We start from the raw sequence: 25,684 nt of genomic DNA, 5'->3' as shown, positions 1-25,684 counted from the left end.
GCCCCTGGACCGCGATGCCGCCGACCGACGACTCTGCTCTCCCGCCCCGCTCGCCCCGCCGCAGCCTGGGCCGCGGCCCGGGCGCGCCGCGGCCCGATTCCGGGGACGAGCCCCGGGAGCCGGGTGGTGGGGGGCGCGAGGCGGTCCCGGGGGCGGCGGCGGCCGAGGCGGCGCGGGAGTCGGACGGGACGCGGGAGCCGGGTGGGACGGGGGCTGTTTCCCCCGCCCCGGCACCCGGGCCCGGCGCCGAGGCAGCGCCCGGACCTGCCGAGCCGGAATGCGGGAACGCCGCCGGGCCGGAGTCTGCCGCGCCCGAGGCCGCCGAGTCGGCGCCCGGGCCCGCGGAGGCGACGGTTGCTGAGCCCGGCTCCGAGGACCGCGCAGCTGAGTCCGCCACGCCGGAGACGGCGGCACCCGAGTCGGCGCCGGGGACTGACGAGCCCGCAGTTGCGGACCCGGAGCCCGCGCCGTCGGCTGCCGCCCCCGCCCTGGCCCCAACCCCCGCCCCCGCCGTCGAGGACGGCCGCTTCAAGGTGCGGCTTGCCAACTTCGAAGGGCCCTTCGATCTGCTGCTGCAGCTCATCTCCAAGCACAAGCTCGATGTGACCGAGGTCGCCCTCTCCAAGGTCACCGACGAGTTCATGACGCACATCCGGGCCATGGGACCCGACTGGGACCTCGATCAGACCACCGAGTTTCTCGTCGTCGCCGCAACCCTGCTCGATCTCAAGGCCGCGCGGCTGCTGCCCTCCGCCGAGGTGGAGGACGAGGCCGACCTCGCACTGCTCGAGGCGCGGGACCTGCTCTTCGCACGGTTGCTGCAGTACCGCGCGTACAAGCAGATCGCCGAGATCTTCAGCACACGGCTGGACGAAGAGGGCAGGCGGTACCCCAGAACCGTCGGGCTCGAGCCCCATCACGCCGAGCTGCTCCCCGAGGTCGTCATCAGCATCGGCGCCGAGGGCTTCGCCAAGCTCGCTGTGAAGGCCATGCAGCCGCGGCCCAAGCCGCAGGTGTACGTCGATCACATCCACGCCCCCCTCGTGTCCGTACGGGAGCAGGCCGAGGTCGTCGTCGCGATGCTGCGGGAGGCCGGGGAGGTGACGTTCCGGCAGCTTGCCGCCGGCGCACCCGACACACTCACGGTCGTCGCGCGCTTCCTGGCACTGCTGGAGCTGTACCGGGAGAAGGCCGTCGTCCTGGACCAGGAGGACGCCCTCGGCGAGCTGACAGTGCGCTGGGCGGGCGGCGAGGGCACGGAGCAGCCCCTGGTCACCGACGAATTCGATCAAGAGGTCCGGCAGAACGATCAAGAGGTTCGCCAGAACCAGGAGGAGGAGAAGGCGTGAGTGATCTCAAGCCCGCGCTCGAAGCCGTACTCATGGTCGTCGACGAGCCGGCCACCGAGGAGCACCTCGCCAAGGTCCTGGAGCAGCCGCGCAGGGCCGTGGCGGACGCGCTGCGGGAGCTGGCGGACGAGTACACCGTCCAGGGCCGCGGATTCGAGCTGCGGCTCGTGGCGGGCGGCTGGCGGTTCTATTCGCGGGCCGAGCATGCCGAGGCCGTGGAACGCTTCGTCCTCGACGGGCAGCAGGCCCGGCTCACCCAGGCCGCCCTGGAGACCCTCGCAGTCGTCGCGTACCGCCAGCCGGTCAGCCGCTCGCGAGTGTCCGCCGTCCGCGGAGTGAACTGTGACGGGGTCATGCGGACCCTCCTTCAGCGCGGTCTGGTCGAGGAGGCGGGCGCGGAACCCGAAACAGGTGCGATCCTGTACAGGACGACGAACTACTTTCTGGAGCGGATGGGCCTGCGTGGCCTGGACGAGCTCCCGGAGCTCGCGCCCTTCCTCCCCGAGGCGGAGGCGATCGAGGCCGAGACGCAAGAGGGTGTGCCGTCGTTCGATCCGGACGCACCGGACACCGACGCAGACGACAAGACGGAATTTTGATGCGAAGCAGCGGCAGGAACAGCGGAAGCGGCAACCGGGACTCGCGGGGCGCCGGCGGCAAGGGGCGCGACGACAAGCAGAAGCGTGAGAGCCGACCCCGTCCCGAGGAGCGCCGTTACGACGTCGGCGGCAGCCAGGGTTCCGAGGGCGGCAAGTCGGGAGGCCGCGGCGCGTCCGCCCGCGGCGGTGCCAAGGGCGGCCCGAAGGCCCCGCAGGGCGGCGGCAGGGCCGGTGCCCCGCGCCGTGGCCCGCACGGCCAGCGCGAATCGCGTCCGCGCGAGCTCGACGCCAAGATCGAGCAGCGCAACCGGGACCGGTACGCCGACAAGCCGCAGGTCACGACCCCCAAGACCTTCCCCGGCGCCGAGCAGGAGGGCGAGCGGCTGCAGAAGATCCTCGCCCGTGCCGGCATGGGCTCCCGCCGTGCGTGCGAGGAGCTGATCGACCAGGCCCGGGTCGAGGTCAACGGCCAGATCGTCACCGAGCAGGGCATGCGGGTCGACCCTCAGAACGACGAGATCAAGGTCGACGGCCTGACCGTCGCCACCCAGTCGCACCTGTTCTTCGCGCTGAACAAGCCGGCCGGCGTCGTCGCCACCATGGAGGACCCGGACGGTCGCCAGTGCCTGGGCGACTACGTCAACAACCGGGAGACCCGTCTCTTCCACGTCGGCCGGCTCGACACCGAGACCGAGGGCATCATCCTGCTCACCAACCACGGCGAGCTGGCCCACCGGCTGACCCACCCCAAGTACGGCGTGAAGAAGACCTATCTCGCCGCGATCCAGGGCCCGCTCCCGCGTGACCTCGGCAAGCGGCTCAAGGACGGCATCGCGCTGGAGGACGGCTACGCCCGCGCCGACCACTTCCGCGTCGTCGAGAACACCGGCAAGAACTATCTGGTCGAGGTCACCCTCCACGAGGGCCGCAAGCACATCGTCCGCCGCATGCTCGCCGAGGCGGGCTTCCCGGTCGACAGGCTCGTACGGACGTCCTTCGGGCCGATCGGTCTGGGTGACCAGAAGTCCGGCTGGCTGCGGCGTATGACCAACACCGAGGTCGGCATGCTGATGAAGGAAGTCGGCCTGTAGGCCTGCCTCTTACTCACGCAACGAAGCCCGCGGCCATACCGGCCGCGGGCTTCTCGCATCTTGTGGAACCAGCTCCCTCACCTTTATAGTCACAATGACTATTAAGGAGGCGGGCGTGAGCTTCGCGGACGTCGTCGAACCCCTGCAGCGGCCGCTGTTCACCGTTTTGGACACCCCGGTGAGCCGGACCGAGTTCCCCGGGTTCGGCAGCGGTGCGCTCTGCGTCCGGCTCGTCGCCCGTCGGTGCAGCGCCGGTCGGTACATCGCCCGTCGGCACATCGCCAACCACCTCTTCTTCGTCCTGTTCTTCACTGCGGGCCGGCCTGTACGCCGGTGCAGGCCGGCAGATCGTCTTCATCACCCTCGCCGTGTACGGCTGGTGGACCTGGACCCACGGGGGTGGACCAGGTCTCGACGGACTCCCGGTGCGGCGCACCACGCGCACCGAGTGGACGTGGCTGCTCGCGGCGGGGGTGGTGGACATCCCGCTCCACGCGTACCAGGAGCCCTGTCCCACCTCCCTGCAGTACGCCCTGCTGTACGCCGGCTTCCTGCCGCCGTGCGTCATCGGACTGCGCAACCGGCCGCGCGATGAACGCCCCCGCGCCCCACTCGCCCGAGGGCTACGACCCGAGTGCCTTCCCGCCCTTCGCCGTCACCGTCGACCTCGCCGTGTTCACGGTCCGCGAGGGCCGGCTGCATGTGCTGCTCGTCGAGCGCGGAGAGGAGCCGTACAAAGGTGCCTGGGCGCTGCCCGGCGGATTCGTACGGCCCCGGGAGTCCGCCGGACAGGCCGCGCGACGCGAACTGGCCGAGGAGACCGGTCTGTCGCAGGAGACCGTCGCCGGGCTCCACCTGGAGCAGCTGCGGACCTACAGCGACCCGGACCGGGATCCGCGGATGCGGGTCGTCTCCGTCGCGTACACCGCGCTCGTCCCCGATCTGCCCGAGCCGCGCGGCGGCGGGGACGCCGCGCACGCCCAGTGGATGCCGCTCGGATCCGCCGGCCACCTCGCCTTCGACCACGAAACGATCCTCGCCGACGCACACGAGCGGGTCGGCGCCAAGCTCGAGTACACCTGCCTCGCCACCAGCTTCTGCCCGCGCGAGTTCACGCTCGGCGAGCTCCAGCAGGTCTACGAGACGGTCTGGGGGGTCGAGCTCGACCGGCCCAACTTCCGGCGCAAGGTCCTCACCACGCCCGGCTTCGTCGAAGCCGTCGAGGGCCCGCCGCGCCGCACCGGCGGCCGCGGGAAACCGGCCGCGCTCTACCGGGCGGGCGCTGCCCCCGCCCTGCATCCTCCACTCCTGCGACCGGAAGGACGGCACGCATGACCACCATGAAGACCTCGAGGACCCTCACCAAACAAGCGGCCACCGGCTCGCTGATCGGGCTTGCGCTCGGGGACGCGCTGGGCTTCCCGACCGAGTTCAACGATGTGCCGTCGATCCTCGCCACATGCGGGCCGTGGCAGGAGATGGACCTTCCGAGGCCCGCGCTCGTCACGGACGACACCCAGATGACACTCGCGCTGGGGCGCGGGATACGCACCGCGATGGACCGCGGGCTGCTCGTGGCCTCCCGGCTGACGCGGCCGGTGCGCGAGGAGTTCGTCGGCTGGTACCACTCCCCGGAGAACAACCGGGCCCCCGGCCGCACCTGCCTGGTCGCCTGCCAGAAGCTCGACAGCGACCGGCCCTGGCAGGAGGCCAGCCAGCTCGGCTCCAAGGGCTGCGGCGCCAATATGCGGGTCGCGCCGGTCGGACTCGTACCGGGACTGAGCGACGAACAGCGGGCGGGTGCCGCGCAGTTGCAGGCCGCCCTCACCCACGGTCACCCCACCGCGCTGGCGGCGAGCGACCTCACGGCGCGCGCCGTGCATCTGCTGGCGCAGGGCGCGGAGCCGATGGGACTGGTCGGCCGGCTGCGCTCGTACGCGTACGAGAACCGCAGCCGCTACTACCACCGCTGGCTCGGCAATCTGTGGAGCTACTCCCACGATCCGACCCCCGAGGCGTTCATCGGGCGCGGCTGGGACGAGTGCCTGCAGGTCCTCGACCGGCTCGAGGCGGCGCTGCGCGACCCGCAGCCGGAGCTCGACCCGTGCCTGGCCACCGGCGACGGCTGGATCGCCGAGGAGGCGCTCGCCACGGCCCTGCTCTGCTTCCTGCTGTTCCCCGAGGAGCCGGTGACAGCCCTGCGCCGGGCCGCGTGCACCAAGGGCGACTCCGACTCGATCGCCTGCCTCGCGGGCGCGTTCGCGGGTGCCCACCTGGGAGCCGGCGCCTGGCCCAAGGAGTGGGCCGAGCGGATCGAGTACCGCAGCGATCTGATGTCGCTCGCCGCCCTCTGGGACTCTTGATCCATGATTGATCCGCTGGACATGGAACTCGCCCCCGTCCTTGCCGAACAGCGCGACCCGCTGCTCTTCGCCACCGTCTCCGGGGCACATCTGTACGGCTTCCCGTCCCGTGACTCGGACGTAGACCTGCGCGGCGTCCATCTGCTGCCCGTCGAGGAGCTGCTGGGGCTGCACGAGCCGGACGAGACCCGGTCCCGGATGTGGGACCGGGACGGCGTCGAGATGGACCTGGTCACGCACGACGTACGGAAGTTCGTACGGCTGATGCTGCGGCGCAACGGATACGTACTGGAACAGCTGCTCTCGCCGCTGGTGGTGCACACCTCACCGGTGCACGAGGAGCTGACGGCGCTCGCCCCGGGCGTGCTGACCAGCCACCACGCCCACCACTACCGGGGGTTCGCGAACACCCAGTGGCGGCTCTTCGAGAAGACCGGCGAGCTGAAACCGCTGCTCTACACCTTCCGCGCGCTGCTGACCGGCATCCATCTGATGCGCAGCGGCGAGGTGCAGGCGCATCTGCCCACGCTGCTCGGGGAGGTCGATGCTCCCGCGTACCTGCCCGGCCTCATAGCGGCCAAGGCGGAGGCCGAACACAGCCCCGCCTCGGGCGTGGAACCGGAGCGCATACGCGGCGAGGTCGACGCGCTGCACACCGTCCTCGACGAGGCGCGGACAGCCTCACTGCTGCCCGACGAGCCCACCGCCTACGACGCCCTGCGCGACCTCGTGGTGCGTGTACGTCTGGAGCGCTGAGGCCCGGCGGGTACGGACGAGGAAGTCCTCGACCCGGGCCCGGTCCGGCTCGCGCGGGAGCGGAGAGCCCGGCGCGGCCGCATCGGCCTCCTCGGCGAGGCGTGTCATCCACGCCTCGACCCGTGGCCACGCCACTTCGCCCCGCTTGACCTCGAGCAGCCGCTCCCGGTCCGCGCCGACGTCGATCACCAGCTCGCCGCTGCGGAGCAGATCGCGGCAGCAGGCGAGGAGCCGCAGCAGATGCATGGCGTGCTTCCAGCGCGGGGCGCCGTGCCGGCGCACATCCGCTTCCAGCTTCTTGCGCTGACCGACGGCATAGCGCACGAACGTCCGGTGGGCCTCGCGGGACAGAAATGCCCCACGCAGCGAGAGCAGCTCCCGGCCCGTGTGGTCCAGGCGCTCGACGAGCGGCGAGTGCAGACACTCCAGGACGTTGGGGTTGGCGCGCAGGGCGAGTTCGAGGAAGCGCTCCAGCTCCCAGGAGAACTGCTCGTCGGCCGGCCCCTGGACATGGGTAGGAGGTTTGTCCATACGCCAGTAGAGCGGGGCCGGCGCGAGGAAGACCCCTCGGCGGTCCGTGTCGCTGCCGTCCGTGGCCAGCCCGAAGGCGCGCGAACCCATCACACAGGAGTAGATGGTGTGGTCGCGGACGAGCGCCTCGGGGGTCACTGCGGGGGCCATGCGCGTGAGGGTACGCGAGGGGGCCGGGCCGGCCGGAGGCAAGCCGGCTAGGCGAGCCGGACCGTGCCCCCGGAAACGGTGATCTGCGCCGGCGGCAGCGGGCGGGTCGAGGGTCCCTCCACGACCGAGCCGTCGGTGATCCGGAACCTGCTCTCGTGACAGGGGCAGTCGATGGTGCCGTCCGCGATCGTTCTGACCGTGCAGCCCTGGTGGGGGCAGATGGCGGAGAAGGCCTTGAAGTCGCCGGCCTGCGGCTGGGTCACCACGACCTTCTGGTCGGCGAACAGCCTTCCGCCGCCCACCGGGATGTCGGAGGTCTCGGCGAGCTCCTTGCCGGCCTGCGGCGGCGGGATCGCGCCTTCGTTCAGTGTCTCGCCCGCAGGCCTGCTCGCGGCGTCCGCCGGCGGTTCGGAGGCGGTGCCGCCGTCCCCGCCGCCACTGTCGCCGCAACCGCTCACCAGAGTCGCGGCGCCTGCCGCACCCGCCGCCAGAACTGTCCGTCGCCGCGTGTCCATGACCGTCTCCCTACGTCGTGCCCCCCACGTGCGCAGCATCTTGGCGCCGAACGCACCGGAGAAGAAGCAATTGGGCAGCGAGTACCGCATCGGGCGCGAGTTGTCCGTCAGATAGCCCAGTCCGTACGGGCAGTCGAGTGCTGCGGACACGTCGGGAGGGAGGCGAGGGAGGCGAGGGGCTCGCGAGGGGATCAGGCGGACGGCCGGCGCCGTGCGGGCCGCGCCGTGCGTGCCGCGCGTGCTGTGCATGCCGTGTTGCCGTGCACGCCGTGTTTCGGAGGACGGGTTGTTCAGACCCAGGGGGTGAGCTCCCGGGCGTGCCCGTCCGCGTCCCGCCGTACCGCCATCACCGCGGTGACAGCGGCCCGCTCGACCGTCCCGTACACATGCGGGAAGAGCATGTCCTCCGACCCCTCCCAACGGATCTCCGCGCCCAGCCGCGCCTCGTCGATCACCAGCACCAGCAGGTCGGGCACATCCCGGTAGGGGCCGTCGGCGATGGCCAGGGCGGCCGGCGCGTGGGGCGAGCAGTGCACAAAGCCGTCGGTGGTGAGGGATGCGGGGGCGTACGGACGCTCCACGTCCGCCGTCCATTCGTCCAGGGGCACCACATGAAAGAGCATGCCGCCAGTTGTAGCGCAGGTGTGCGGCAAGGCGATCGCGGAATGGCACACACCGCAGGCCGCGGGGCCCGCCCTGCGGGCGGACGGCGCTCCTTCTCCCACACGCCCTAGGCTGAATGGAGCACTCGCACAGACAAGGAGCACGACGTGGCGGTACGAGCGGTCCGGGGAGCCGTCCAGCTGGAGCGGGACGAGGCCGGGCACATGGACGAGCAGGTCGGCGAGCTGCTCACCGCCATACTGGAGCGCAACGGACTCGGCGCGGACGATCTGATCAGCGTCTGGTTCACGGCCACTCCGGATCTGCACAGCGACTTCCCGGCGGCCGCGGCGCGCAACCTCGGCATCGCCGATGTACCGCTGATCTGCGCCCAGGAACTGGACATCACCGGGGCCATGCCCCGCGTCGTACGGATCCTCGCGCACGTAGAGTCCGACCTGCCCAAATCAGAGATCGCGCATGTGTACCTCGGTGCCGCGGCCGCCCTCCGCAAGGACATCGCCCAGTGAGAACCGCCGTCGTCATCGGAACCGGCCTGATCGGCACGTCCGCCGCCCTCACCCTGGCGAGCCGCGGTGTCGCCGTCCACCTCGTCGACCACGACCCGGAGCGGGCCCGCACCGCCGCGGCGCTCGGTGCCGGGACGGACGAGCCGCCCGAGGGGCGCGTCGACCTCGCGATCGTCGCGGTTCCGCCCGCGCATGTCGCCACCGCGCTCGCCGACGCGATGCACGCCGGGATCGCCCGCGGCTACCTCGATGTCGCCAGCGTCAAGGGCGGCCCGCGCCGGGAGCTGGAGGCGCTCGGACTCGACCTCACCCCCTACATCGGTACGCATCCGATGGCGGGCAAGGAGCGCTCCGGCCCGCTGGCGGCCACCGCCGACCTCTTCGAGGGCCGCCCGTGGGTGCTCACACCCACCCGCGACACCGACACCGAGGTCCTCAACCTGGCCCTCGAACTCGTCGCGCTCTGCCGTGCCGTCCCGGTGGTCATGGACGCCGACGCCCACGACCGGGCGGTCGCCCTGGTCTCCCACACCCCCCAGCTGATCTCCTCGATGGTCGCGGCGCGGCTGGAGGAGGCGGACGACACGGCGGTACGGCTCTGTGGCCAGGGCATCCGCGATGTGACCCGGATCGCGGCCTCGGACCCGCGGATGTGGGTCGAGATCCTCTCCGCCAACCCGGGCCCGGTCGCGGACGTACTGGCCGGGGTCGCGGCCGACCTGGACGAGACGGTCCAGGCGCTGCGGGCCCTGCAGTCCTCCGACGAGTCCAAGCGCCAGGGCGGCGCGGAGGGCATCGAGGACGTCCTGCGCCGGGGCAACGCCGGGCGGGTCCGGGTCCCGGGCAAGCACGGAGCGGCACCGACGTCGTACGAGGTCGTGGCGGTACTGATCAGCGACCAGCCGGGCGAACTGGCACGCATCTTCGCGGACGCGGGCCGCGCGGGCGTGAACATCGAGGACGTGCGCATCGAGCACGCGACGGCACAGCAGGCTGGTCTGGTCCAGCTGATGGTGGAGCCGGCTGCGGCGACGGTACTGAGCGCGTCGCTGCGGGAGCGTGGCTGGTCGATCCGCCAGTAGCCGGGCACAGGCTGCGCAAAACCGCCGCGGCGCAGCGGATGTGGGGGTCCCCTACCCCCACATCCAGGGGCTGCCGGGCGGGCCGGGACCCCGCCCCCGGCAGCGCGTGCCGGGCGTGGCGGAATCCTCGGTAACCTTGTGCGAGGCGCATCGGCACTCCCGCCGGCCCTCACCGCGTACCAGGAAGGTGTCCGACACCGTGGAATCCGTGATCGTAGCCATCGATGGCCCCTCCGGCACGGGCAAGTCGAGCACCTCCAAGGCAGTCGCCGCGGCGCTGGGGCTGAACTACCTCGACACCGGCGCCCAGTACCGCGCGATCACCTGGTGGATGATCAGCAACGGCGTCGACGTGCACGACTCGGCTGCCGTCGCCACCGCCGCGGCCAAGCCCGTCATCGTCTCCGGCACCGACCCGGCCGCCCCGGCCATAACCGTCGACGGCCAGGACGCCTCCGGACCGATCCGCACCCAGGAGGTCACCTCCAAGGTGAGCGCCGTCAGCGCCGTGCCCGAGGTGCGGACGCTGATCACGGAGCTGCAGCGCTCCATCGCCGCGGCCGCCGAGAAGGGCATCGTCGTCGAGGGACGCGACATCGGCACCACCGTCCTGCCGGACGCGGACCTGAAGATCTTCCTGACCGCGTCGCCCGAGGCCCGCGCCGCCCGCCGCAGCGGGGAGTTGAAGGGCGTCGACGTCGCGGCCACCAGGGAAGCCCTGGTCAAGCGGGACGCGGCCGACTCCAGCCGTAAGACCTCCCCGCTGGCCAAGGCGGACGACGCGGTCGAGGTGGACACCACGGACCTCACGCTTCAGCAGGTCATCGAGTGCGTCGTCACCCTCGTCGAGGAGAGGCGGAGCACGACCGACGACACCGAGAAGCGGGCCGCCCGGTGACAGCACCGTCCCCCAAGGGCGCGGCGGTCGGGCGGGGTATCGGCATCGGCCTGATGTACGGGCTGTGGAAGCCGCGGGTACTCGGTGCCTGGCGGGTGCCGGCGTCCGGACCCGTCATCATGGCGGTGAACCACTCGAACGCCATCGACGGACCGATGCTCATGGGTACCGCTCCCCGTCCGGTGCACTTCCTGATCAAGAAGGAGGCGTTCGTCGGCCCCCTCGACCCGTTCCTGCTCGGAATCGGTCAGCTGAAGGTGGACCGTACGACCGTCGACCGCACCGCCATCACGGGAGCGCTCGGTGTCCTGAAGAACGGCGGGGTCCTCGGAATCTTCCCCGAGGGCACCAGGGGCGAAGGCGACTTCGCCTCGCTCCGCGCCGGGCTTGCGTACTTCGCCGTACGCAGCGGAGCCCCGATCGTCCCCGTGGCGGTGCTGGGAAGCACACAGCGCCGCGGACGGTTGATACGGGGGCTGCCGCCGCTGCGCAGCAAGATCGACGTCGTCTTCGGCGAGGCCTTCGAAGCGGGCGACGACAGTGCCGGGGGTTCCCCCGGCACAGCCGGGAGAGGTACGCGCAAGGCGCTGGACGACGCCACCGTACGGATCCAGGAGCGGCTGACCGCCCACCTGGAAAACGCCAAGCGCCTCACCGGGCGCTAGGCGAGACTTGAGTAGTGGGCCGCAGGCGTGGTCCATCGATGATGCAAACGAACGAGGTAAGTACTTCATGAACGACCAGATCCACTCCGGCGACGAGCACGGGGAGCTTGGCGACGCCGAGTACGCGGAGTTCATGGAGCTCGCCGCGCTGGAGGGCTTCGACGCCGAGGAGGTCGAGGGCGCGATCGGTGAGGCCGGTCACGGCCCGCTGCCCGTCCTCGCCGTCGTCGGCCGCCCCAATGTCGGCAAGTCGACCCTGGTGAACCGCATCATCGGCCGCCGTGAAGCCGTCGTCCAGGACAAGCCGGGCGTCACCCGCGACCGCGTCACGTACGAGGCCGAGTGGGCGGGCCGCCGCTTCAAGGTCGTCGACACCGGCGGCTGGGAGCAGGACGTGCTGGGCCTCGACGCCTCCGTCGCCGCTCAGGCCGAGTACGCGATCGAGGCTGCCGACGCGGTCGTCTTCGTCGTGGACTCCACGGTCGGCGCCACCGACACCGACGAGGCCGTCGTCAAGCTGCTGCGCAGGGCCGGCAAGCCCGTCGTGCTCTGTGCCAACAAGGTCGACGGACAGAGCGGCGAGGCGGACGCCACCGCCCTGTGGTCGCTCGGCCTCGGCCAGCCGCACCCGGTCTCCTCGCTGCACGGCCGCGGTACGGGCGACATGCTCGACGCCGTCCTGGAGGCGCTCCCCGAGGCCCCGGCCCAGACCTTCGGTGCCGCGGCCGGCGGCCCGCGCCGCATCGCCCTGATCGGCCGGCCGAACGTCGGCAAGTCCTCGCTGCTCAACAAGGTGGCGAACGAGGACCGGGTCGTCGTCAACGAGATGGCGGGCACCACCCGGGACCCGGTCGACGAGCTGATCCAGCTCGGCGGCATCACCTGGAAGTTCATCGACACGGCCGGTATCCGCCGCCGGGTCCACCTCCAGGAGGGCGCGGACTACTACGCCTCGCTGCGGACCGCCGCCGCCGTCGAGAAGGCGGAGGTCGCGGTCGTCCTCATCGACGCCAGCGAGTCCATCAGCGTCCAGGACCAGCGGATCATCACGATGGCCGTCGAGGCGGGCCGCGCCATGGTCGTCGCGTTCAACAAGTGGGACACCCTCGACGAGGAGCGGCGCTACTACCTGGAGCGCGAGATCGAGACCGAGCTCGCCCAGATCGCGTGGGCACCGCGGGTGAACGTCTCGGCCGTCACCGGTCGCCACATGGAGAAGCTGGTCCCGGCGATCGAGACCGCGCTGGAGGGCTGGGAGACCCGGGTCCCGACCGGCCGGCTCAACGCCTTCCTCGGCGAGATCGTCGCCTCCCACCCGCACCCCATCCGTGGCGGCAAGCAGCCCCGCATCCTCTTCGGCACGCAGGCCGGCACCAAGCCGCCGCGGTTCGTGCTCTTCGCCTCCGGCTTCCTGGAGCACGGCTACCGCCGCTTCGTCGAGCGCCGGCTGCGCGAGGAGTTCGGTTTCGAGGGCACCCCGATCCACATCTCGGTGCGGGTGCGCGAGAAGCGCGGCCGCAAGAAGTGATGTGACGCACGACGACGGCGCTGCCCCGGACCGGTGAACGGTCCGGGGCAGCGCCGTCGTCATGTCGTTCCGCGGGTCACAGACCCCGGCGAGGACCCGGCGGCAGCGCCACCGGATGGAGGTTTCCGTTGTGCGGCCGGCTCACCGGGTACGGCTGCCACCCCGCCCCGGAGTGACTCGTATGCCCGGAGGGTCCGCCGCGGCTGCTGTGCAGCCCCGTCCCGAAGCTCCTGAAGTCGAGATCCTCCTCGCCGCTCCGATCGCCCGGCAGCGCCCGGAATGCCCGGCGGTACTCGGAGTACAGAGCGTCGTAGATCGGCGTGGGGGAGTGGGACGCCACCGCGTCGCGCGCGGGGCGCATGGAAGGGATCTGGCTCTGGTACGGCTGGCGGGAGGGGTCGTATGAGTGCACGTACGTGAAACGACCCCGCCGTCGGACGGATGCGGGCTCGGCGGAGCTGCATTCTTCCGGGGGACGGGCATGCCCTGTGGGCAGGCCGTACGCACACAGCCGGCCGTACGCACACAAGCGCCGGGGGTGTACGGCCGCGCACCCCCGGCATGTGTCCCTCCAAGAGTGCTCAGGTGCCCGCGAGCGGCATCGCCGCGGCCACCAGCCTGCCTCCTGCCGCGGCCTTCTCCAGTGCGTCGCGCAGCAGGTCCTCGCGCGGCTGCTGGCCGATGGAGCCGACCGGAGCGGCGAAGACCAGGACCGTGTGCGACTTGTTGGCGGCCGAGCGCCAGCCGTCGGTGACCTGGAGCGGCTGGTGTGCCTGCCACCAGGCGACGGGGCTGCCACCGCCCGTACCGGGCTGGAGCACGGCGTGCAGCTGGCCCATCGCGACCAGGACGGACCAGCCGGACAGCTGATGGGGCCGCTGGTTCACATCGGAGATCGGCAGGAAGCCCTGCTCGATGAGGAGCGGGAGGAAGTCGTCGCCGCCGTTGCCGGTCGTGCCGGGGCGGGCGATGGGCGCGGTCGGTTCGACGACCAGGGCCGGGTGCAGTTCGCCTTCGATCAGTACGAGACCGCTGGTGATGCCGAGGACGGCCTGTTCGGGGGCGGCGCCGGGTGTGCGCGCCTCCTCACCGGTGATGGACCTTACGGCGCCCTGCAGTTGGTCCTCGGCGACCTGGACGACCTGGGAGGGGATGCAGGTGGCGTGGGCGAAGGCGAGAACGGCTGTCTCCTCGCCGACGAACAGCACGGTGCTGGTGCGTTCCTGCTCCGAGTCGCCCGGGGTGCGGCAGGAGGTGCAGTCGTAGCTGCCCGGGGCGTTCTCGCCCGCGAGCAGCCGGTCGGCTTCTTCGTCGCCGATCTCGGCGCGTACGTCCTCGCTGACGTCGAGCATGCGCGGCACGGGTGGCTCCTCGGACTTGATTGGGACGTGAATACGTGTGCCGGGCGGGTCCCGGCTCATAAAGAGCTCAACGGGTGATCTGTGGCGGGAGTCACGCGTGTTGGCGAACGGAATCGCACCATCCGACGCGGGCGGTGAGGCACTGGGCGGAACCGGTCACTCCATGTCAGCAGCTGCTGATTGCACGGAAGTTGGGGCGGTGAGCCGAGTCACAGATCACTCCGCTGATTGGTCGACAAATCACGAAATCGTCGAATCAAGTGGGTGGCCGGTTTTCGCCGCTACCGCGAGTAACGGGCAACTGGCCTGGAATGACAAGGGATTGGTTGGTACCGGAGGGTTCCGCTCTCTAGATTGCTCCCTCGTGTGCACAGAGCACCGCCCGGGACGGCCCGCCGGCCGCACAGCCAGTACGGCACCAACCAGTACGGCAGTACGGCACAGCAGCACGACACGGCAACACAGCACGACGACCCCGCGGCGGGCGGGGCGGAGCGGACGGAGGGCGCCGGATGCGCCGAGGCCGCACCGCCTGAGGGGATCCCGGGTTGTTCGAAAGGGATTTGATGTTCACAAGTTCCCCTTCCATACGCAGGCGTGACACAGCAGCGCTCGTCGGTGCCGCACTGGTGGCCCCGCTGGCACTGCTCACCGCGACCACGGGCGAGGCCCGGGCGGCGGACAGCGGGGTATGGGACCGCATCGCCTCGTGCGAGAGCGGTGGAAACTGGCACATCAACACCGGCAACGGCTACTACGGCGGGCTGCAGTTCTCCGCCGGGACCTGGCGGGCCTACGGAGGCGGGGCGTACGCGTCCACCGCCGACCGGGCGAGCAAGGGGCAGCAGATCGCTGTCGCCACGAAGGTGCAGCAGGGGCAGGGATGGGGCGCATGGCCCACCTGCGCGGCGAGGGCCGGGGCGTACGGCGGCGCACCTGCGGCACCCGAGGCGGGCGCGCGCCGGGCCGCGGCGCCTCAGGCCGAGCCGAAGGCCGTGACGCCCAGGGAAAGGCCCAAGGCGGCGGCGCCGAAGGCCAAGGCTCCGGCAAGTGCGCCTGAGAGGGCATCGGGCCACGCCGACCGGGCCGGCTCCCGCGGCGGCGACCACACCGTCCGGCGCGGCGAGACGCTGAGCGGGATCGCCGCGGCGCACGGCACGGACTGGCGGACCGTGTACACCGCCAACAAGGCCGTCATCGGCGGCGATCCGAACCTCATCGTGCCCGGGCAGCGGCTCACGCTCTGAGCTGTTGGCGGGCAGCCCCACCCCGGGCCCGATCGGGTGGGGCTGCCCGCCGCCCGCCCCCGCAAGCCCCGGAGTCCGCCTTCCTCGATCGCCGCGCGCTACCGGATCGAGGGCGGGCGGGGCCCGCTACGGGCCGACAAGGAGGTGGTCGAGAGCGCTCCGGACCGGCTCAACGCCGGTGCGTTGCGGGCCGTTCCGGCGTCAGCCGGGCGGGCTGTCCGCCGAACACCACGGTGCCGCGCCGTAGTTCATGAAGGACCACGGGACTTCCCCCGGGAGACGGCGAGCACGCGCTGCTCACCGCCGGAGCGTCTCGTACGGGAAACGGGCCCCGGGCCACCCACAACGCGCCGCACCTGTCCGCCCGTCGCGCGCCGGCAGGACGGCAGGGGGTGGGCAAGACAGGTACGGCGCGGCGGGACGGGCCGGAACTGCTTCACCGTGCCCCAGCTCCCCTCTCGGCTTCAGCAGCCAAGTACAGTCCACTCCTGCACACACCAGACAGGGGGACGCGGCGGCGCATGCACATCTCTTTCCTGCTCCACAACGCGTACGGCATCGGCGGGACGATCCGGACGACGTTCAACCTCGCGCAGACCCTGGCCGAACGGCACGACGTCGAGATCGTCTCCGTCTTCCGCCACCGTGACGAACCGACCATGGGCGCGCCCGCCGGCGTCACCATGAAGCATCTGGTCGATCTGCGGAAGAAGAGCCCCGGCTACGACGGCGACAACCCGGAGTACAAGCGCCCCGCCAGGGTCTTCCCACGCGGCGACGGCCGCCACAAGCAGTACAGCCGCCTCACCGATGCCCGGATCGCCGCCCATCTGGGGGCCATCGAGGCCGATGTCGTCGTCGGCACCCGGCCCGGGCTCAACGTCCATATCGCCCGCCAGACCAGGCGCGGCCCGGTCCGCATCGGCCAGGAACATCTCACGCTCGACAGCCACGGCTACCGGCTGCGCCGCGAGATCGCACACCGCTATCCCCTCCTCGACGCGGTCACCACCGTCACCGAGGCGGACGCCCGGTCCTACCGCTCGCGGCTGAAGCTGCCCGGCGTACGGATCGAGTCGGTGCCCAACAGCGTGCCCGCGCCCTCCGTCGCCCCGGCCGACGGCTTTGCCAAGTGGATCGTCGCAGCCGGCCGGCTCACCCGGGTCAAGCGGTACGACCTGCTCATCAAGGCCTTCTCCAAGGTGGTCGCCGCACGCCCCGACTGGCGGCTGCGGATCTACGGCAGCGGGGATGCCACCGGCAACGAGAAGAACGCCCTGCGCGCCCTGATCCAGGAACGCGGGCTCCACAACCATGTCTTCCTGATGGGATCCGCCAACCCGCTCGAGCCGGAGTGGGTCAAGGGCTCGATCGCCGCGGTCACCTCCAGCCTGGAGTCGTTCGGCATGACCATCGTCGAGGCGATGCGCTGCGGCCTTCCCGTCGTCTCGACGGACTGCCCGCACGGGCCCGGCGAGATCATCGAAAACGGTGTCGACGGCCGGCTGGTACCGGTCGGCGATGTGGACGCGATCGCCGATGCGCTGCTCGGGCTGATCGGCGACGACGAGCTGCGGCGGCGCATGGGACAGACAGCGCTTTCCGCCGCCGCCCGCTTCGATCCGGCTCGGATCGCGGAGCGCCACGAGGCCCTGTTCGCCGAGCTGGTCGCGCGCGGCGAGGGCGGCCGCTCGCGCAGCGCGCTGCGCGATGCCGTGCACCGTGGCCGAGGTGCGCTCTATGACGGGGCCTACTCCCTGCGCTATCTTGCCGCGGACGTGCTCCGCAAAGGGAAGAAGAGCTCATGACCACGTCCATCGAGCGGCTGACGCCGCAGGCCGACTGCATTGCTGATGCGGCCGGCGGCATCACCTTCGACGTGGCGGGAGCGGGCGCGCCGGACGCGGTGCTCGTGCTGAAGAGGCGCGGCGGCAAGGGAGCGGCGGACGAGCTGCGGCTGCCGCTGACCCCCTCGGGGAACGGCAGCTCGCGCGCCGTACTGCCCAGCACCGTCGAGCTCGCCGAGGGCCGCTGGGACACGTATCTCAGCCAGGGCGGCACGGAGACCGGTGACGCCATAGAGCCCGGCATCCGGGATCTGCGGGCTCTGGTCGACCAGGCTCCCGAGACGGGCCGGATCGCCGTGCGCGTTCCGTATCCGACGGCGGACGGCCGACTCGCGGTGCGCTGCTGGGTGCGTGCGCCGCACGCCGAGGCCGGCCCGATCGGCCTCGCGCCCGAGCAGGGCGCGATGACGGTGGACGGAGTGCTGTACGGCGCCGAGCTGGGCGTGGGTGCCGTGGCCGAGGCCAGGCTGCGCTCCGGCGACCGCGTGCACGAGGTGCCGGTGACCGGCGAGGGCAGGGCCTTCGGCTTCACCCTGCCCTACGGACTGCTGGCCGGGCAGCCCGTCGCCAAGGAGCAGTTGTGGGAGCTGTGGCTGCGCCCGTCGGCGGACGCCGCCGGGATACGGATCTCCCGCATCCTCGACGACGTCTGGGACCGGAAGAGCATCTTCGTGTACCCGGAGCAGACGACGGACACCTGCGTGGCCGCCCCTTGCTACACCGGCGACAACGACCTCTGCGTCCGCCTCACCGCAGCGGGCTGAGGAACGCTCCGCGGCGGCAGCCTTGAGGACAGTGGCTGTCCTCAAGGGCTGACAGACTCGACACCATGTTGGAGACCTCGGCAAGACTGCTGCGCCTGCTCTCACTGCTGCAGGCCCACCGTGAGTGGTCCGGCGCCGATCTGGCCGACCGGCTCGGTGTCACGCCGCGTACCGTACGGCGCGATGTCGACCGGCTGCGCGATCTCGGCTACCCGGTCAACGCCAGCCCCGGCACGGGCGGCGGCTATCAGCTCGGCGCGGGGGCCGAGCTGCCGCCGCTGCTGCTGGACGACGAGGAGGCGGTGGCCGTCGCGGTCGGTCTGCGCACCGCGGCCGGCAACGGCATCGAGGGCATCGGCGAAACCTCCGTGCGCGCCCTCGCCAAGCTGGAGCAGGTGCTGCCGCACCGGCTGCGCCGCCGGGTCGGCGCGCTCCATGCCTTCACCGTGCCCATGCTGCGCGGTCCGCAGAACTCCACCGTCGACGCGAGTGTGCTGACCGAACTGGCCAATGCCTGCCGGGACAGCGAGCGGCTGCGCTTCGAGTACCTGGACCACGGCGGCTCCGCCACCCGCCGGTCCGTCGAACCGCATCGCCTGGTGTGCACCGAGCGCCGCTGGTATCTGGTGGCCTGGGATCTGGAGCGCGCCGACTGGCGTACGTTCCGGGCCGACCGGATCACGCCGAGGCCGCCGCACGGCCCGCGCTTCGTTCCGCGCACCCCGCCGGCCGAGGATCTCGCCGCGTATGTGTCCCAGGGCGTTTCCACCCGCGTCTACGCGGCGCAGGCGGTCATCAGACTCAATACGTCGGCGGAGCAGGCCGCCCAGGTCGTCGGCCCGTCGGACGGAGTTCTCGAGGCCGTCGACGAGACCTCGTGCCTGCTGCGCACCGGGGCCGCGAGCCTGGACGTGCTGGTGATCCATGTGATGCTCATGGGCGTGGACTTCGAGGTGATCGAGCCGCAGGAACTGACCGAGCACATCAGGACGGCCCGGGACCGGCTGTCCCGGGCCCTGGAGTGACCGCCCCGGCCGCCCCGGCCGACTGGTCGACGGCCGCGTACTCGGGATGGTGCAGATCGAAGGCGGGTGACTCGGAGCGGACGCGGGGGATGGTCGTGAAGTTGTGCCGGGGCGGCGGGCAGGATGTCGCCCACTCCAGCGAACGCCCGTAGCCCCACGGGTCGTCCATGGCGACCTTCTTCCCGTACTTGGCCGTCTTCCAGACGTTGTAGAGGAACGGCAGCGTCGAGATGCCGAGCAGGAACGAGCCGATGGTCGACACGGTGTTGAGGGCTGTGAAGCCGTCGGCCGCCAGATAGTCCGCGTACCGCCGTGGCATGCCCTCCGCGCCCAGCCAGTGCTGGACCAGGAACGTGGTGTGGAAGCCGACGAACAGCGTCCAGAACTGGATCTTGCCGAGCCGTTCGTCGAGCAGCTTTCCGGTGAACTTGGGCCACCAGAAGTAGAAGCCGGCGAAGGTCGCGAAGACGACGGTGCCGAAGACGACGTAGTGGAAGTGCGCCACCACGAAGTACGAGTCGGTGACGTGGAAGTCCATCGGCGGCGAGGCCAGGATGACGCCGGTCAGCCCGCCGAACAGGAACGACACCAGGAAGCCGATCGACCACAGCATCGGTGTCTCGAACGAGAGCGAGCCCTTGAGCATCGTCCCCGTCCAGTTGAAGAACTTCACCCCGGTCGGGACCGCGATCAGGAAGGACATGAAGGAGAAGAAGGGCAGCAGCACCGCGCCGGTGGCGAACATGTGGTGCGCCCACACCACCACCGAGAGCCCGGTGATCGCCATGGTCGCGGCGACGAGCGTCAGGTAGCCGAAGATCGGCTTGCGGGAGAAGACCGGGAGGATCTCGGTGACGATGCCGAAGAACGGCAGCGCGATGATGTAGACCTCGGGATGGCCGAAGAACCAGAACAGGTGCTGCCACAGCAGCGCCCCGCCGAACTCCGGCTGGAACACCACCGATCCGAACTGCCGGTCCGCCTCCAGCACCAGCAGCGCCGCCGCGAGCACCGGGAAGGCGAACAGCACCAGGATCGAGGTGAAGAGCACGTTCCAGGTGAAAATGGGCATCCGGAACATGGTCATGCCGGGCGCGCGCATCCCGATGATCGTCGTGATGAAGTTGACCGCGCCGAGAATCGTGCCGAAGCCGGAGAGTGCGAGCCCCATGATCCACAGGTCCGCGCCGATGCCCGGCGAGCGTTCCAGGGAGTTGAGCGGGGCGTACGCGAACCAGCCGAAGCTCGCCGGTCCGCTGGGCACCAGCAGCGAGCTCAGCACGATCAGGCCGCCGAAGAGATACAGCCAGTACGAGAGCATGTTCAGCCGGGGGAAGGCCACGTCCGGCGAGCCGATCTGCAACGGCATGATCTCGTTGGCGAAGCCGGCGAACGCCGGGGTCGCGAAGAGCAGCAGCATGATCGTGCCGTGCAGGGTGAACGCCTGGTTGAACTCCTGGTTGCTCATCAGCTGCAGCCCGGGGCGGGCCAGCTCGGCGCGCATCATCAGCGCCATCAGCCCGGCGATCAGGAAGAAGAGGAACGAGGTGATCAGGTAGAGGTGCCCGATCTTCTTGTGATCCGTCGTGGTCAGCCAGTCCACGAACACCCTGCCCGGATGCCGTACCGGTGCCGGGACGGCCGGCGCCTCGGCGGTTTCCGTACCCATCGCTGCCCCCTGGCTCTGCGCGGCTCGGGCTTCGGTCATTCGGTATCGGGCTCCAGACATGATGCTCGCGTCGGGTCGTCTGCGACAGGGCGCGATGGCCGCTCGGCCGAGAGCATGTACGAAGACTCGGGGGGATTGTGTAAGGAAGCAGTAAATTATCTACGCTCCGTCAATTCACCCGCAGCGCCTTGGCAGGGCATTTTCCGTCAGGAATTGAGCATGATAGCCAGGGAGCGCTGAATTACCGCGCAGGCGTCGCTGAACTGCTCGTTCGAGTGACGGAGTTCGAAGAGAACGCGTGTCGTGATCCTGTGACAGAAGCGTGACCGCTGGGGTACGTGGGGCTGTGAGGGCATCCCATGGACCCGGCTTCCGTCACCGTCCGCCGCCGCCTACGGTGGGTGGCATGGCACCCATACCGACCCCTCCCGTACAGCCCGACGACGCCCCCGAGTCATATCTGGGCCTCGCCGCCGAGGGCGCCGAGCGGCTGGCCCGAGAGCGTGGCTGGAGCACCGTCAGAGCGCTGCCGCCGGGCGCGATCATCACCATGGAGTATGTGTCGGGCCGGCTCAACTTCGAGGTCGAGGGCGGCACCGTCGTCCGCTGCTGGCCCGGCTGACCCGTCTCGAACACATACGGCGCACACGTACGACGAAGGCCCCGACAGTCACTGTCGGGGCCTTCGCCGCTATGCGTCGTACGGACAGGGGAAGTGGATCAGCCGCCCGTGGCCGCCCGCGAGTGCGGCGGACGGCGGCTGCCGGACGGGGTGACCGGCGTCCGCTCGGAGCGCACCGCGTGCGGCCGGGGCTGGGCGAGGTGCGTCGAGGTCCTGGTCGCGGACGTGGACCGGTTGCCGCTGCCTGCGGCCACCGGCTCTCGGGGCGTGCCCTTCTTCTCCGACGGCCCTCTCTGCGGGAATATCGCAGGCCGCGGGCCGCCGGAGGCGACCGGCAGCGACGGGGCGAGCCGGCGGCGCGCACGCCACTGCTCGCGCACCGAGAAGACCCAGGCCTCCGCACGGCCGATCAGCGGCTCGCACCAGGGCAGCGTGAGCAGGATCAGCAGCCCGGCCGCCCAGCCGAGCAGCACATCGCTCAGCCAGTGTGTACCGAGGTACACGGTGGTCAGGCCGACGCCGAGGGAGACCACGGCCGACAGTGCAGACAGATAGCGCCGAGCCCGCGGTGTGGTGGCCAGATACGCCAGGATTCCCCAGGTCACGACCGCATTCGCGGTGTGCCCGGAGGGAAATATATCGCCGCCGGCGAAGAGCTCGGCCGATCCGATCTGAGTCGCGTAGTGGGGGCCGCCCCGCCCGAGTCCGATCTTGACCGCACCAACGGTCACATTGAGCAGCAGCAGCGAGGCGCCCAGTACCAGCAGGGGCCGCAGGGTGTGCTGGCGCCAGGAGCGCCAGCCCAGCCAGGCCGCGACCATCACGGCCGTGGGGCCGCGCTGACCGAGGACCACGAAGTAGTCGAGGAAGGCGTGCAGGTCCGGCCACTGCTGATAGGGGCGGAACAGCATGATCTTCCAGTCGATGATCACCAGCCAGGTTGACGCCAGCACGGCGACGACGATGGCGAGATAGAACGCCGACGTCCCGCCGAAGAGGGCGAGACGAGTGCGGGTCATCCGCGGGATCTCTATCTTCGGCGGTTCCGGCTCCCGGTCGAGGCGGGCAAAGATGTCGGTACGCACCCAATCGACGTTACAGCGAGTGAGTGCGTGGCTAGGCCGATCCGGTGTCTTTGTGATGCCGATGTGATGTGGAGTATGTCTCAGATCCGGATATATTCCCGGGCGGTCGGGAAAGCCGGATGACCTTGTCGGCGGGCCTGTCCGCCAATTCCCGGCGGGCCTTCACGTGAGGGTTCTTTCTGTGGTCCAGAAATGGTTCACCACCACCCCGTACGGAATTTCCCGTTCGTTCAGGGCCACTCGGGATCGGCTTCGGGCGCGTCGCGGCGTGGCGCACGCCACACGTGCGTGCTCGCCGGGGTGAGAGATCCACCACGCGCCACCCGGCCGGCTTCGCGTACGCTGACGGCTCACTCGCCCGTCGATGCCGGGCCGCCCCGGGGGACACCCAGCAGCACGGTCCCTGACTGGCCCGCCGAGCGCGAGGGACTCATTGGGAGGTACGTACATGTCCGGGACGACCACGGCCGGAGCACGACTGCGTGCCGCCGGCGGCGGTGCCAACCGCTGGGTCGTCCTTGTCGTTCTCTGTATCAGTCTTCTGCTGGTCGCCCTCGACGCGACCGTGCTGCATGTCGCTGTCCCGGCCGTCACGGAGGATCTCCGCCCCAGCGGCGTCGAGCTGCTCTGGATCGTGGACGCGTATCCCCTCATCTGCGCCGCGTTGCTGATCCTCTTCGGCACCCTCGGCGACCGGGTCGGCCGCCGCCGCATCCTGCTGATGGGTTACGGCATCTTCGGCGCCGCCTCGGCGGTCGCCGCGCTCGCCACCACCCCGGAAGTGCTGATAGGGGCGCGCGCGCTGCTCGGCATAGGTGGCGCGATGATCATGCCCGCGACGCTCTCCATCCTCCGCGCGGTCTTCCCGGACCGGCGGGAGCGGGCGATGGCGATCGGCATCTGGACCGCGGTCGCCGCGGTCGGTGCCGCCACCGGGCCCGTACTCGGCGGCTTTCTCGTCGAGCACTACTGGTGGGGCTCGGTCTTCCTGATCAACATCCCGCTGATGGCCCTGATCCTGCCGGTCGGCCGCTGGCTGCTGCCCGAGTCCCGCGGCGGCGCCGACGGACCCTGGGACGTGGTCGGCGCGTTGATGGCGGCGGCCGCCGTGCTCGGCGCGGTTCTCGGGGTGAAGCGGCTCGGCGCAGGCGGCTCGGTGCTCGACATCAAGACCGTCGGTCCGCTGCTGCTCGGCTGTGTGCTGCTGGCCCTGTTCGTACGGCGGCAGAGGCGCCGCGAGCATCCGCTGATCGACATGCGGATGTTCGCCCGCGCCACCTTCTCCACCTCTGTCGGCTGCATCGTGCTGGCCATGCTCGCGCTGGTCGGCCTGGAGCTGATCGCCGTCCAGTACCTCCAGCTGGTCCTCGGGCTGAGCCCGCTGGAGACCGGCCTGCGGCTGCTGCCGCTGACCTTCGCCGCAATGGCCGCGGGTGCCACCGGCTCGCACACCCTGCAGCGCATCGGCCCGCGCCGGATGGTCGGCTGGGGCTTCGTGCTGACCGCGGCGGCCGTGCTGCTGCTGACCCTGATGGGACAGCACGACCGCCCCTGGCTGCTCACCACGGGCTTCGTCCTCCTCGGCTTCGGGCTGCAGACCACGCTCTTCGCGGCGTACGAGTCGATGCTCAGCGAAGCCCCCGCGGACCAGGCGGGCGGGGCGGCCGCGATCGGCGAGACCTCCTACCAGCTGGGCGCGGGCATGGGGATCGCCCTCCTCGGCAGCGTCATGAACGCGGCCTACGCGCCCGCGCTCGCCTCCGTCTCCGGTGTTCCGGGCTCCGCCAGCTCCGCCGCCGCCAACTCCCTGGGCGAGGCGTACCAGGTGGCGGACGGGCTCGGCGGCACGGCCGGGGACGTACTGCGCACCGCGGCACGCCACTCCTTCGTCCATGGCCTCCATGTCACGCTCCTGGTCAGCGCGGGGCTGCTGCTGCTCGGCGCGCTCGCCGCGCTGCGGCTGCCGCGGACCATGGAGTGCGCGCCGGTGACCGAGAAGTGCCCGCAGCCCAGACGTCCCGCGGACGCAGCGGATCTCTCGCTTCCGCCCGGCGGGGCCCCTCCCGCACAGCTGACGCCCGGGGGTACCCCTACGGCAGCCGGGTCTGGACGCGCGGGACACTGAGTCGTAACGTCAGCCGGAGCCGTGACTAACACTGCTAGTTTTCCGTGATCCGCTGTGTGAGCGCCGCCGGAGGCCAGTTCATGTCCGCACCCTCGAAGCTTCCGCCCTTCGACCCGAGCGACCCCCTCGGCATCGACGATCTGCTCGACCCCGAGGACCTCGCGATCCGCGACACCGTCCGGGCCTGGGCCGCCGACCGCGTCCTGCCGCACATCGCCGACTGGTACGAGCGCGGGGAGCTCCCCGCCATCCACGAGCTGGCCCGCGAACTCGGCTCGATCGGTGCGCTCGGCATGTCGCTCAAGGGGTACGGCTGCGCGGGCGCCACCGCCGTCCAGTACGGACTGGCCTGTCTGGAACTCGAGGCCGCCGACTCCGGCATCCGCTCGCTCGTCTCCGTCCAGGGCTCGCTCGCCATGTACGCCATCCACCGCTTCGGCTCCGAGGAGCAGAAGCAGCGGTGGCTGCCCGGCATGGCGGCGGGCGAGATCATCGGCTGCTTCGGGCTGACCGAGCCCGACCACGGCTCCGACCCGGCCGGAATGCGTACCTACGCCAAGCGCGACGGCGGCGACTGGGTGCTCACCGGCCGCAAGATGTGGATCACCAATGGCTCGGTGGCCGGGGTCGCCGTCGTCTGGGCACAGACCGACGACGGCATCCGCGGATTCGTCGTCCCGACCGATGCCCCCGGCTTCTCCGCGCCCGAGATCAAGCACAAGTGGTCACTGCGGGCCAGCGTCACCAGCGAACTGGTCCTGGACGAGGTACGGCTGCCGGCCGACGCCGTACTGCCGGACGTCACCGGCCTGAAGGGGCCGCTGAGCTGTCTCTCGCACGCCCGCTACGGAATCGTGTGGGGCTCGATGGGGGCGGCCCGGTCCAGCTTCGAGGCAGCGGTGGCGTACGCGAAGACACGCGAGCAGTTCGGCAAGCCGATCGGCGGCTTCCAGCTCACCCAGGCCAAGCTCGCCGACATGGCCGTCGAACTGCACAAGGGCATCCTGCTCGCGCACCACCTCGGCAGGCGCATGGACGCGGGCAAGCTCCGTCCCGAGCAGGTCAGCTTCGGGAAGCTCAACAACGTGCGGGAGGCGATCGAGATCTGCCGCACCTCGCGCACCATCCTCGGTGCGAACGGAATTTCGCTGGAGTACCCCGTGATGCGTCATGCGACGAACCTCGAATCGGTGCTCACCTACGAGGGCACCGTCGAGATGCACCAGCTGGTGCTGGGCAAGGCGCTCACCGGCCTCGACGCTTTCCGGTAGACCGGAAG

At 70.7% G+C, this 25,684-nt stretch carries 25 protein-coding genes and 1 pseudogene; 19 read left to right on the top strand and 7 right to left on the bottom strand.

Going from position 1 to position 25,684, the window contains the following annotated elements; all coding sequences use genetic code 11:
• Positions 1–14: 14 nt before the first annotated feature.
• The 7 genes and pseudogenes from OG883_RS19895 to OG883_RS19865 all read left to right on the top strand — a co-directional run bounded on the left by OG883_RS19895 (position 15) and on the right by OG883_RS19865 (position 6,158).
• Positions 15–1,349 carry a ScpA family protein gene (locus tag OG883_RS19895; protein WP_266542750.1) on the top strand — a complete coding sequence of 445 codons (1,335 nt, stop codon included), beginning with the start codon at positions 15–17 and terminating at the stop codon, positions 1,347–1,349.
• Positions 1,346–1,948, top strand: coding sequence for an SMC-Scp complex subunit ScpB (gene scpB / locus OG883_RS19890; protein WP_266542749.1), 603 nt, complete (start codon positions 1,346–1,348; stop codon positions 1,946–1,948). Before OG883_RS19895 ends, scpB begins: the two co-directional genes overlap by 4 nt.
• Positions 1,948–3,039, top strand: coding sequence for a pseudouridine synthase (locus tag OG883_RS19885; RefSeq protein ID WP_266542748.1), 1,092 nt, complete (start codon positions 1,948–1,950; stop codon positions 3,037–3,039). Before scpB ends, OG883_RS19885 begins: the two co-directional genes overlap by 1 nt.
• Positions 3,040–3,154: 115 nt before the next feature.
• Positions 3,155–3,632: pseudogene (locus OG883_RS19880) on the top strand (nicotinamide mononucleotide transporter); the annotation flags it as partial.
• Positions 3,631–4,374 (top strand): NUDIX domain-containing protein, encoded by a 744-nt coding sequence (locus tag OG883_RS19875; protein ID WP_266542746.1) that lies wholly within the window; start codon positions 3,631–3,633, stop codon positions 4,372–4,374. The pseudogene OG883_RS19880 and the gene OG883_RS19875, both read left to right, overlap by 2 nt.
• Complete coding sequence (locus OG883_RS19870; RefSeq protein ID WP_266549237.1) at positions 4,371–5,402, top strand: ADP-ribosylglycohydrolase family protein; 1,032 nt, start codon at positions 4,371–4,373, stop codon at positions 5,400–5,402. The genes OG883_RS19875 and OG883_RS19870 overlap by 4 nt, the downstream gene beginning before the upstream one ends.
• A 3-nt stretch (positions 5,403–5,405) precedes the next feature.
• Positions 5,406–6,158 (top strand): nucleotidyltransferase domain-containing protein, encoded by a 753-nt coding sequence (locus OG883_RS19865; protein WP_266542745.1) that lies wholly within the window; start codon positions 5,406–5,408, stop codon positions 6,156–6,158.
• Here the strand turns inward: OG883_RS19865 and OG883_RS19860 are convergent.
• The 3 genes from OG883_RS19860 to OG883_RS19850 form a co-directional block, all read right to left on the bottom strand.
• A complete protein-coding gene (locus tag OG883_RS19860) occupies positions 6,084–6,839 on the bottom strand; it encodes a nucleotidyltransferase domain-containing protein (protein WP_266542744.1) in 756 nt (251 codons plus the stop codon). The genes OG883_RS19865 and OG883_RS19860 overlap by 75 nt on opposite strands.
• Before the next feature lie 47 nt (positions 6,840–6,886).
• On the bottom strand, positions 6,887–7,354 hold the full coding sequence (locus tag OG883_RS19855; RefSeq protein ID WP_266549234.1) for a Rieske (2Fe-2S) protein: 468 nt from the start codon (positions 7,352–7,354) through the stop codon (positions 6,887–6,889).
• A 290-nt stretch (positions 7,355–7,644) separates the two neighbouring features.
• A complete protein-coding gene (locus OG883_RS19850; RefSeq protein ID WP_266542741.1) occupies positions 7,645–7,977 on the bottom strand; it encodes a DUF952 domain-containing protein in 333 nt (110 codons plus the stop codon).
• Positions 7,978–8,124: 147 nt separating this feature from the next.
• Between OG883_RS19850 and aroH the strand changes: the two genes are divergently transcribed.
• The 5 genes from aroH to der all read left to right on the top strand — a co-directional run bounded on the left by aroH (position 8,125) and on the right by der (position 12,660).
• Positions 8,125–8,487 (top strand): chorismate mutase, encoded by a 363-nt coding sequence (gene aroH / locus OG883_RS19845; RefSeq protein ID WP_266542739.1) that lies wholly within the window; start codon positions 8,125–8,127, stop codon positions 8,485–8,487.
• A complete protein-coding gene (locus OG883_RS19840; protein ID WP_266542737.1) occupies positions 8,484–9,569 on the top strand; it encodes a prephenate dehydrogenase in 1,086 nt (361 codons plus the stop codon). The genes aroH and OG883_RS19840 overlap by 4 nt, the downstream gene beginning before the upstream one ends.
• 187 nt (positions 9,570–9,756) lie before the next feature.
• Complete coding sequence (cmk, locus tag OG883_RS19835; protein ID WP_266542735.1) at positions 9,757–10,467, top strand: (d)CMP kinase; 711 nt, start codon at positions 9,757–9,759, stop codon at positions 10,465–10,467.
• Between the two features lie 53 nt (positions 10,468–10,520).
• Complete coding sequence (locus OG883_RS19830; RefSeq protein WP_266549231.1) at positions 10,521–11,132, top strand: 1-acyl-sn-glycerol-3-phosphate acyltransferase; 612 nt, start codon at positions 10,521–10,523, stop codon at positions 11,130–11,132.
• A 67-nt stretch (positions 11,133–11,199) separates the two neighbouring features.
• Positions 11,200–12,660, top strand: a complete 1,461-nt coding sequence (gene der, locus OG883_RS19825) for a ribosome biogenesis GTPase Der (protein WP_266542734.1) — start codon at positions 11,200–11,202, stop codon at positions 12,658–12,660.
• Positions 12,661–12,736: 76 nt separating this feature from the next.
• Here der and OG883_RS19820 read toward each other — a convergent pair whose 3' ends face one another.
• The gene (locus OG883_RS19820; protein ID WP_323180938.1) at positions 12,737–13,021 is read right to left on the bottom strand and encodes a hypothetical protein; all 285 of its coding nucleotides are present in this window, start codon (positions 13,019–13,021) and stop codon (positions 12,737–12,739) included.
• 220 nt (positions 13,022–13,241) lie between these two features.
• On the bottom strand, positions 13,242–14,021 hold the full coding sequence (locus OG883_RS19815) for a hypothetical protein (protein WP_266542730.1): 780 nt from the start codon (positions 14,019–14,021) through the stop codon (positions 13,242–13,244).
• A 566-nt stretch (positions 14,022–14,587) separates the two neighbouring features.
• Between OG883_RS19815 and OG883_RS19810 the strand changes: the two genes are divergently transcribed.
• From OG883_RS19810 to OG883_RS19795, 4 genes are all read left to right on the top strand, one after another.
• On the top strand, positions 14,588–15,268 hold the full coding sequence (locus OG883_RS19810; RefSeq protein ID WP_266542729.1) for a transglycosylase family protein: 681 nt from the start codon (positions 14,588–14,590) through the stop codon (positions 15,266–15,268).
• A gap of 521 nt (positions 15,269–15,789) precedes the next feature.
• Positions 15,790–17,076 carry a glycosyltransferase family 4 protein gene (locus OG883_RS19805; protein WP_266542727.1) on the top strand — a complete coding sequence of 429 codons (1,287 nt, stop codon included), beginning with the start codon at positions 15,790–15,792 and terminating at the stop codon, positions 17,074–17,076.
• Complete coding sequence (locus OG883_RS19800; RefSeq protein WP_266542726.1) at positions 17,073–17,879, top strand: hypothetical protein; 807 nt, start codon at positions 17,073–17,075, stop codon at positions 17,877–17,879. Before OG883_RS19805 ends, OG883_RS19800 begins: the two co-directional genes overlap by 4 nt.
• Positions 17,880–17,944: 65 nt before the next feature.
• A complete protein-coding gene (locus OG883_RS19795) occupies positions 17,945–18,904 on the top strand; it encodes a YafY family protein (protein ID WP_266542725.1) in 960 nt (319 codons plus the stop codon).
• On the opposite strand, the gene ctaD is transcribed toward OG883_RS19795, so the two are convergent.
• Positions 18,864–20,573, bottom strand: coding sequence for a cytochrome c oxidase subunit I (ctaD, locus tag OG883_RS19790; protein ID WP_266549228.1), 1,710 nt, complete (start codon positions 20,571–20,573; stop codon positions 18,864–18,866). The genes OG883_RS19795 and ctaD overlap by 41 nt on opposite strands.
• A gap of 406 nt (positions 20,574–20,979) precedes the next feature.
• On the opposite strand from ctaD, the gene OG883_RS19785 reads away from it, so the two are divergent.
• Positions 20,980–21,195 carry an I78 family peptidase inhibitor gene (locus tag OG883_RS19785; protein WP_266542723.1) on the top strand — a complete coding sequence of 72 codons (216 nt, stop codon included), beginning with the start codon at positions 20,980–20,982 and terminating at the stop codon, positions 21,193–21,195.
• Positions 21,196–21,293: 98 nt separating this feature from the next.
• On the opposite strand, the gene OG883_RS19780 is transcribed toward OG883_RS19785, so the two are convergent.
• A complete protein-coding gene (locus OG883_RS19780) occupies positions 21,294–22,280 on the bottom strand; it encodes a phosphatase PAP2 family protein (protein ID WP_266542721.1) in 987 nt (328 codons plus the stop codon).
• A gap of 448 nt (positions 22,281–22,728) precedes the next feature.
• On the opposite strand from OG883_RS19780, the gene OG883_RS19775 reads away from it, so the two are divergent.
• Both OG883_RS19775 and OG883_RS19770 read left to right on the top strand, forming a co-directional pair.
• Entirely contained in the window at positions 22,729–24,405 is a 1,677-nt protein-coding gene (locus OG883_RS19775) for an MFS transporter (protein ID WP_266542720.1), read from the top strand.
• Positions 24,406–24,485: 80 nt separating this feature from the next.
• On the top strand, positions 24,486–25,676 hold the full coding sequence (locus tag OG883_RS19770) for an acyl-CoA dehydrogenase family protein (RefSeq protein WP_266542718.1): 1,191 nt from the start codon (positions 24,486–24,488) through the stop codon (positions 25,674–25,676).
• Positions 25,677–25,684: the final 8 nt, after the last annotated feature.

This window comes from Streptomyces sp. NBC_01142, from assembly GCF_026341125.1.
GTDB lineage: Bacteria > Actinomycetota > Actinomycetes > Streptomycetales > Streptomycetaceae > Streptomyces.
This window is presented reverse-complemented; position numbering and strand designations above follow the sequence as displayed.

What these genes read in the sequence shown, in the direction of transcription:
- OG883_RS19895 (WP_266542750.1), top strand. Translation starts at nt 15, where the DNA reads ATGCCGCCGACCGACGACTCTGCTCTCCCGCCCCGCTCGCCCCGCCGC.
- OG883_RS19885 (WP_266542748.1), top strand. Translation starts at nt 1,948, where the DNA reads ATGCGAAGCAGCGGCAGGAACAGCGGAAGCGGCAACCGGGACTCGCGG.
- OG883_RS19875 (WP_266542746.1), top strand. Translation starts at nt 3,631, where the DNA reads ATGAACGCCCCCGCGCCCCACTCGCCCGAGGGCTACGACCCGAGTGCC.
- OG883_RS19870 (WP_266549237.1), top strand. Translation starts at nt 4,371, where the DNA reads ATGACCACCATGAAGACCTCGAGGACCCTCACCAAACAAGCGGCCACC.
- OG883_RS19865 (WP_266542745.1), top strand. Translation starts at nt 5,406, where the DNA reads ATGATTGATCCGCTGGACATGGAACTCGCCCCCGTCCTTGCCGAACAG.
- OG883_RS19860 (WP_266542744.1), bottom strand. Translation starts at nt 6,839, where the DNA reads ATGGCCCCCGCAGTGACCCCCGAGGCGCTCGTCCGCGACCACACCATC.
- OG883_RS19855 (WP_266549234.1), bottom strand. Translation starts at nt 7,354, where the DNA reads ATGGACACGCGGCGACGGACAGTTCTGGCGGCGGGTGCGGCAGGCGCC.
- OG883_RS19850 (WP_266542741.1), bottom strand. Translation starts at nt 7,977, where the DNA reads ATGCTCTTTCATGTGGTGCCCCTGGACGAATGGACGGCGGACGTGGAG.
- OG883_RS19830 (WP_266549231.1), top strand. Translation starts at nt 10,521, where the DNA reads ATGTACGGGCTGTGGAAGCCGCGGGTACTCGGTGCCTGGCGGGTGCCG.
- der (WP_266542734.1), top strand. Translation starts at nt 11,200, where the DNA reads ATGAACGACCAGATCCACTCCGGCGACGAGCACGGGGAGCTTGGCGAC.
- OG883_RS19820 (WP_323180938.1), bottom strand. Translation starts at nt 13,021, where the DNA reads ATGCGCCCCGCGCGCGACGCGGTGGCGTCCCACTCCCCCACGCCGATC.
- OG883_RS19810 (WP_266542729.1), top strand. Translation starts at nt 14,588, where the DNA reads ATGTTCACAAGTTCCCCTTCCATACGCAGGCGTGACACAGCAGCGCTC.
- OG883_RS19805 (WP_266542727.1), top strand. Translation starts at nt 15,790, where the DNA reads ATGCACATCTCTTTCCTGCTCCACAACGCGTACGGCATCGGCGGGACG.
- OG883_RS19800 (WP_266542726.1), top strand. Translation starts at nt 17,073, where the DNA reads ATGACCACGTCCATCGAGCGGCTGACGCCGCAGGCCGACTGCATTGCT.
- OG883_RS19795 (WP_266542725.1), top strand. Translation starts at nt 17,945, where the DNA reads ATGTTGGAGACCTCGGCAAGACTGCTGCGCCTGCTCTCACTGCTGCAG.
- ctaD (WP_266549228.1), bottom strand. Translation starts at nt 20,573, where the DNA reads ATGGGTACGGAAACCGCCGAGGCGCCGGCCGTCCCGGCACCGGTACGG.
- OG883_RS19785 (WP_266542723.1), top strand. Translation starts at nt 20,980, where the DNA reads ATGGCACCCATACCGACCCCTCCCGTACAGCCCGACGACGCCCCCGAG.
- OG883_RS19775 (WP_266542720.1), top strand. Translation starts at nt 22,729, where the DNA reads ATGTCCGGGACGACCACGGCCGGAGCACGACTGCGTGCCGCCGGCGGC.
- OG883_RS19770 (WP_266542718.1), top strand. Translation starts at nt 24,486, where the DNA reads ATGTCCGCACCCTCGAAGCTTCCGCCCTTCGACCCGAGCGACCCCCTC.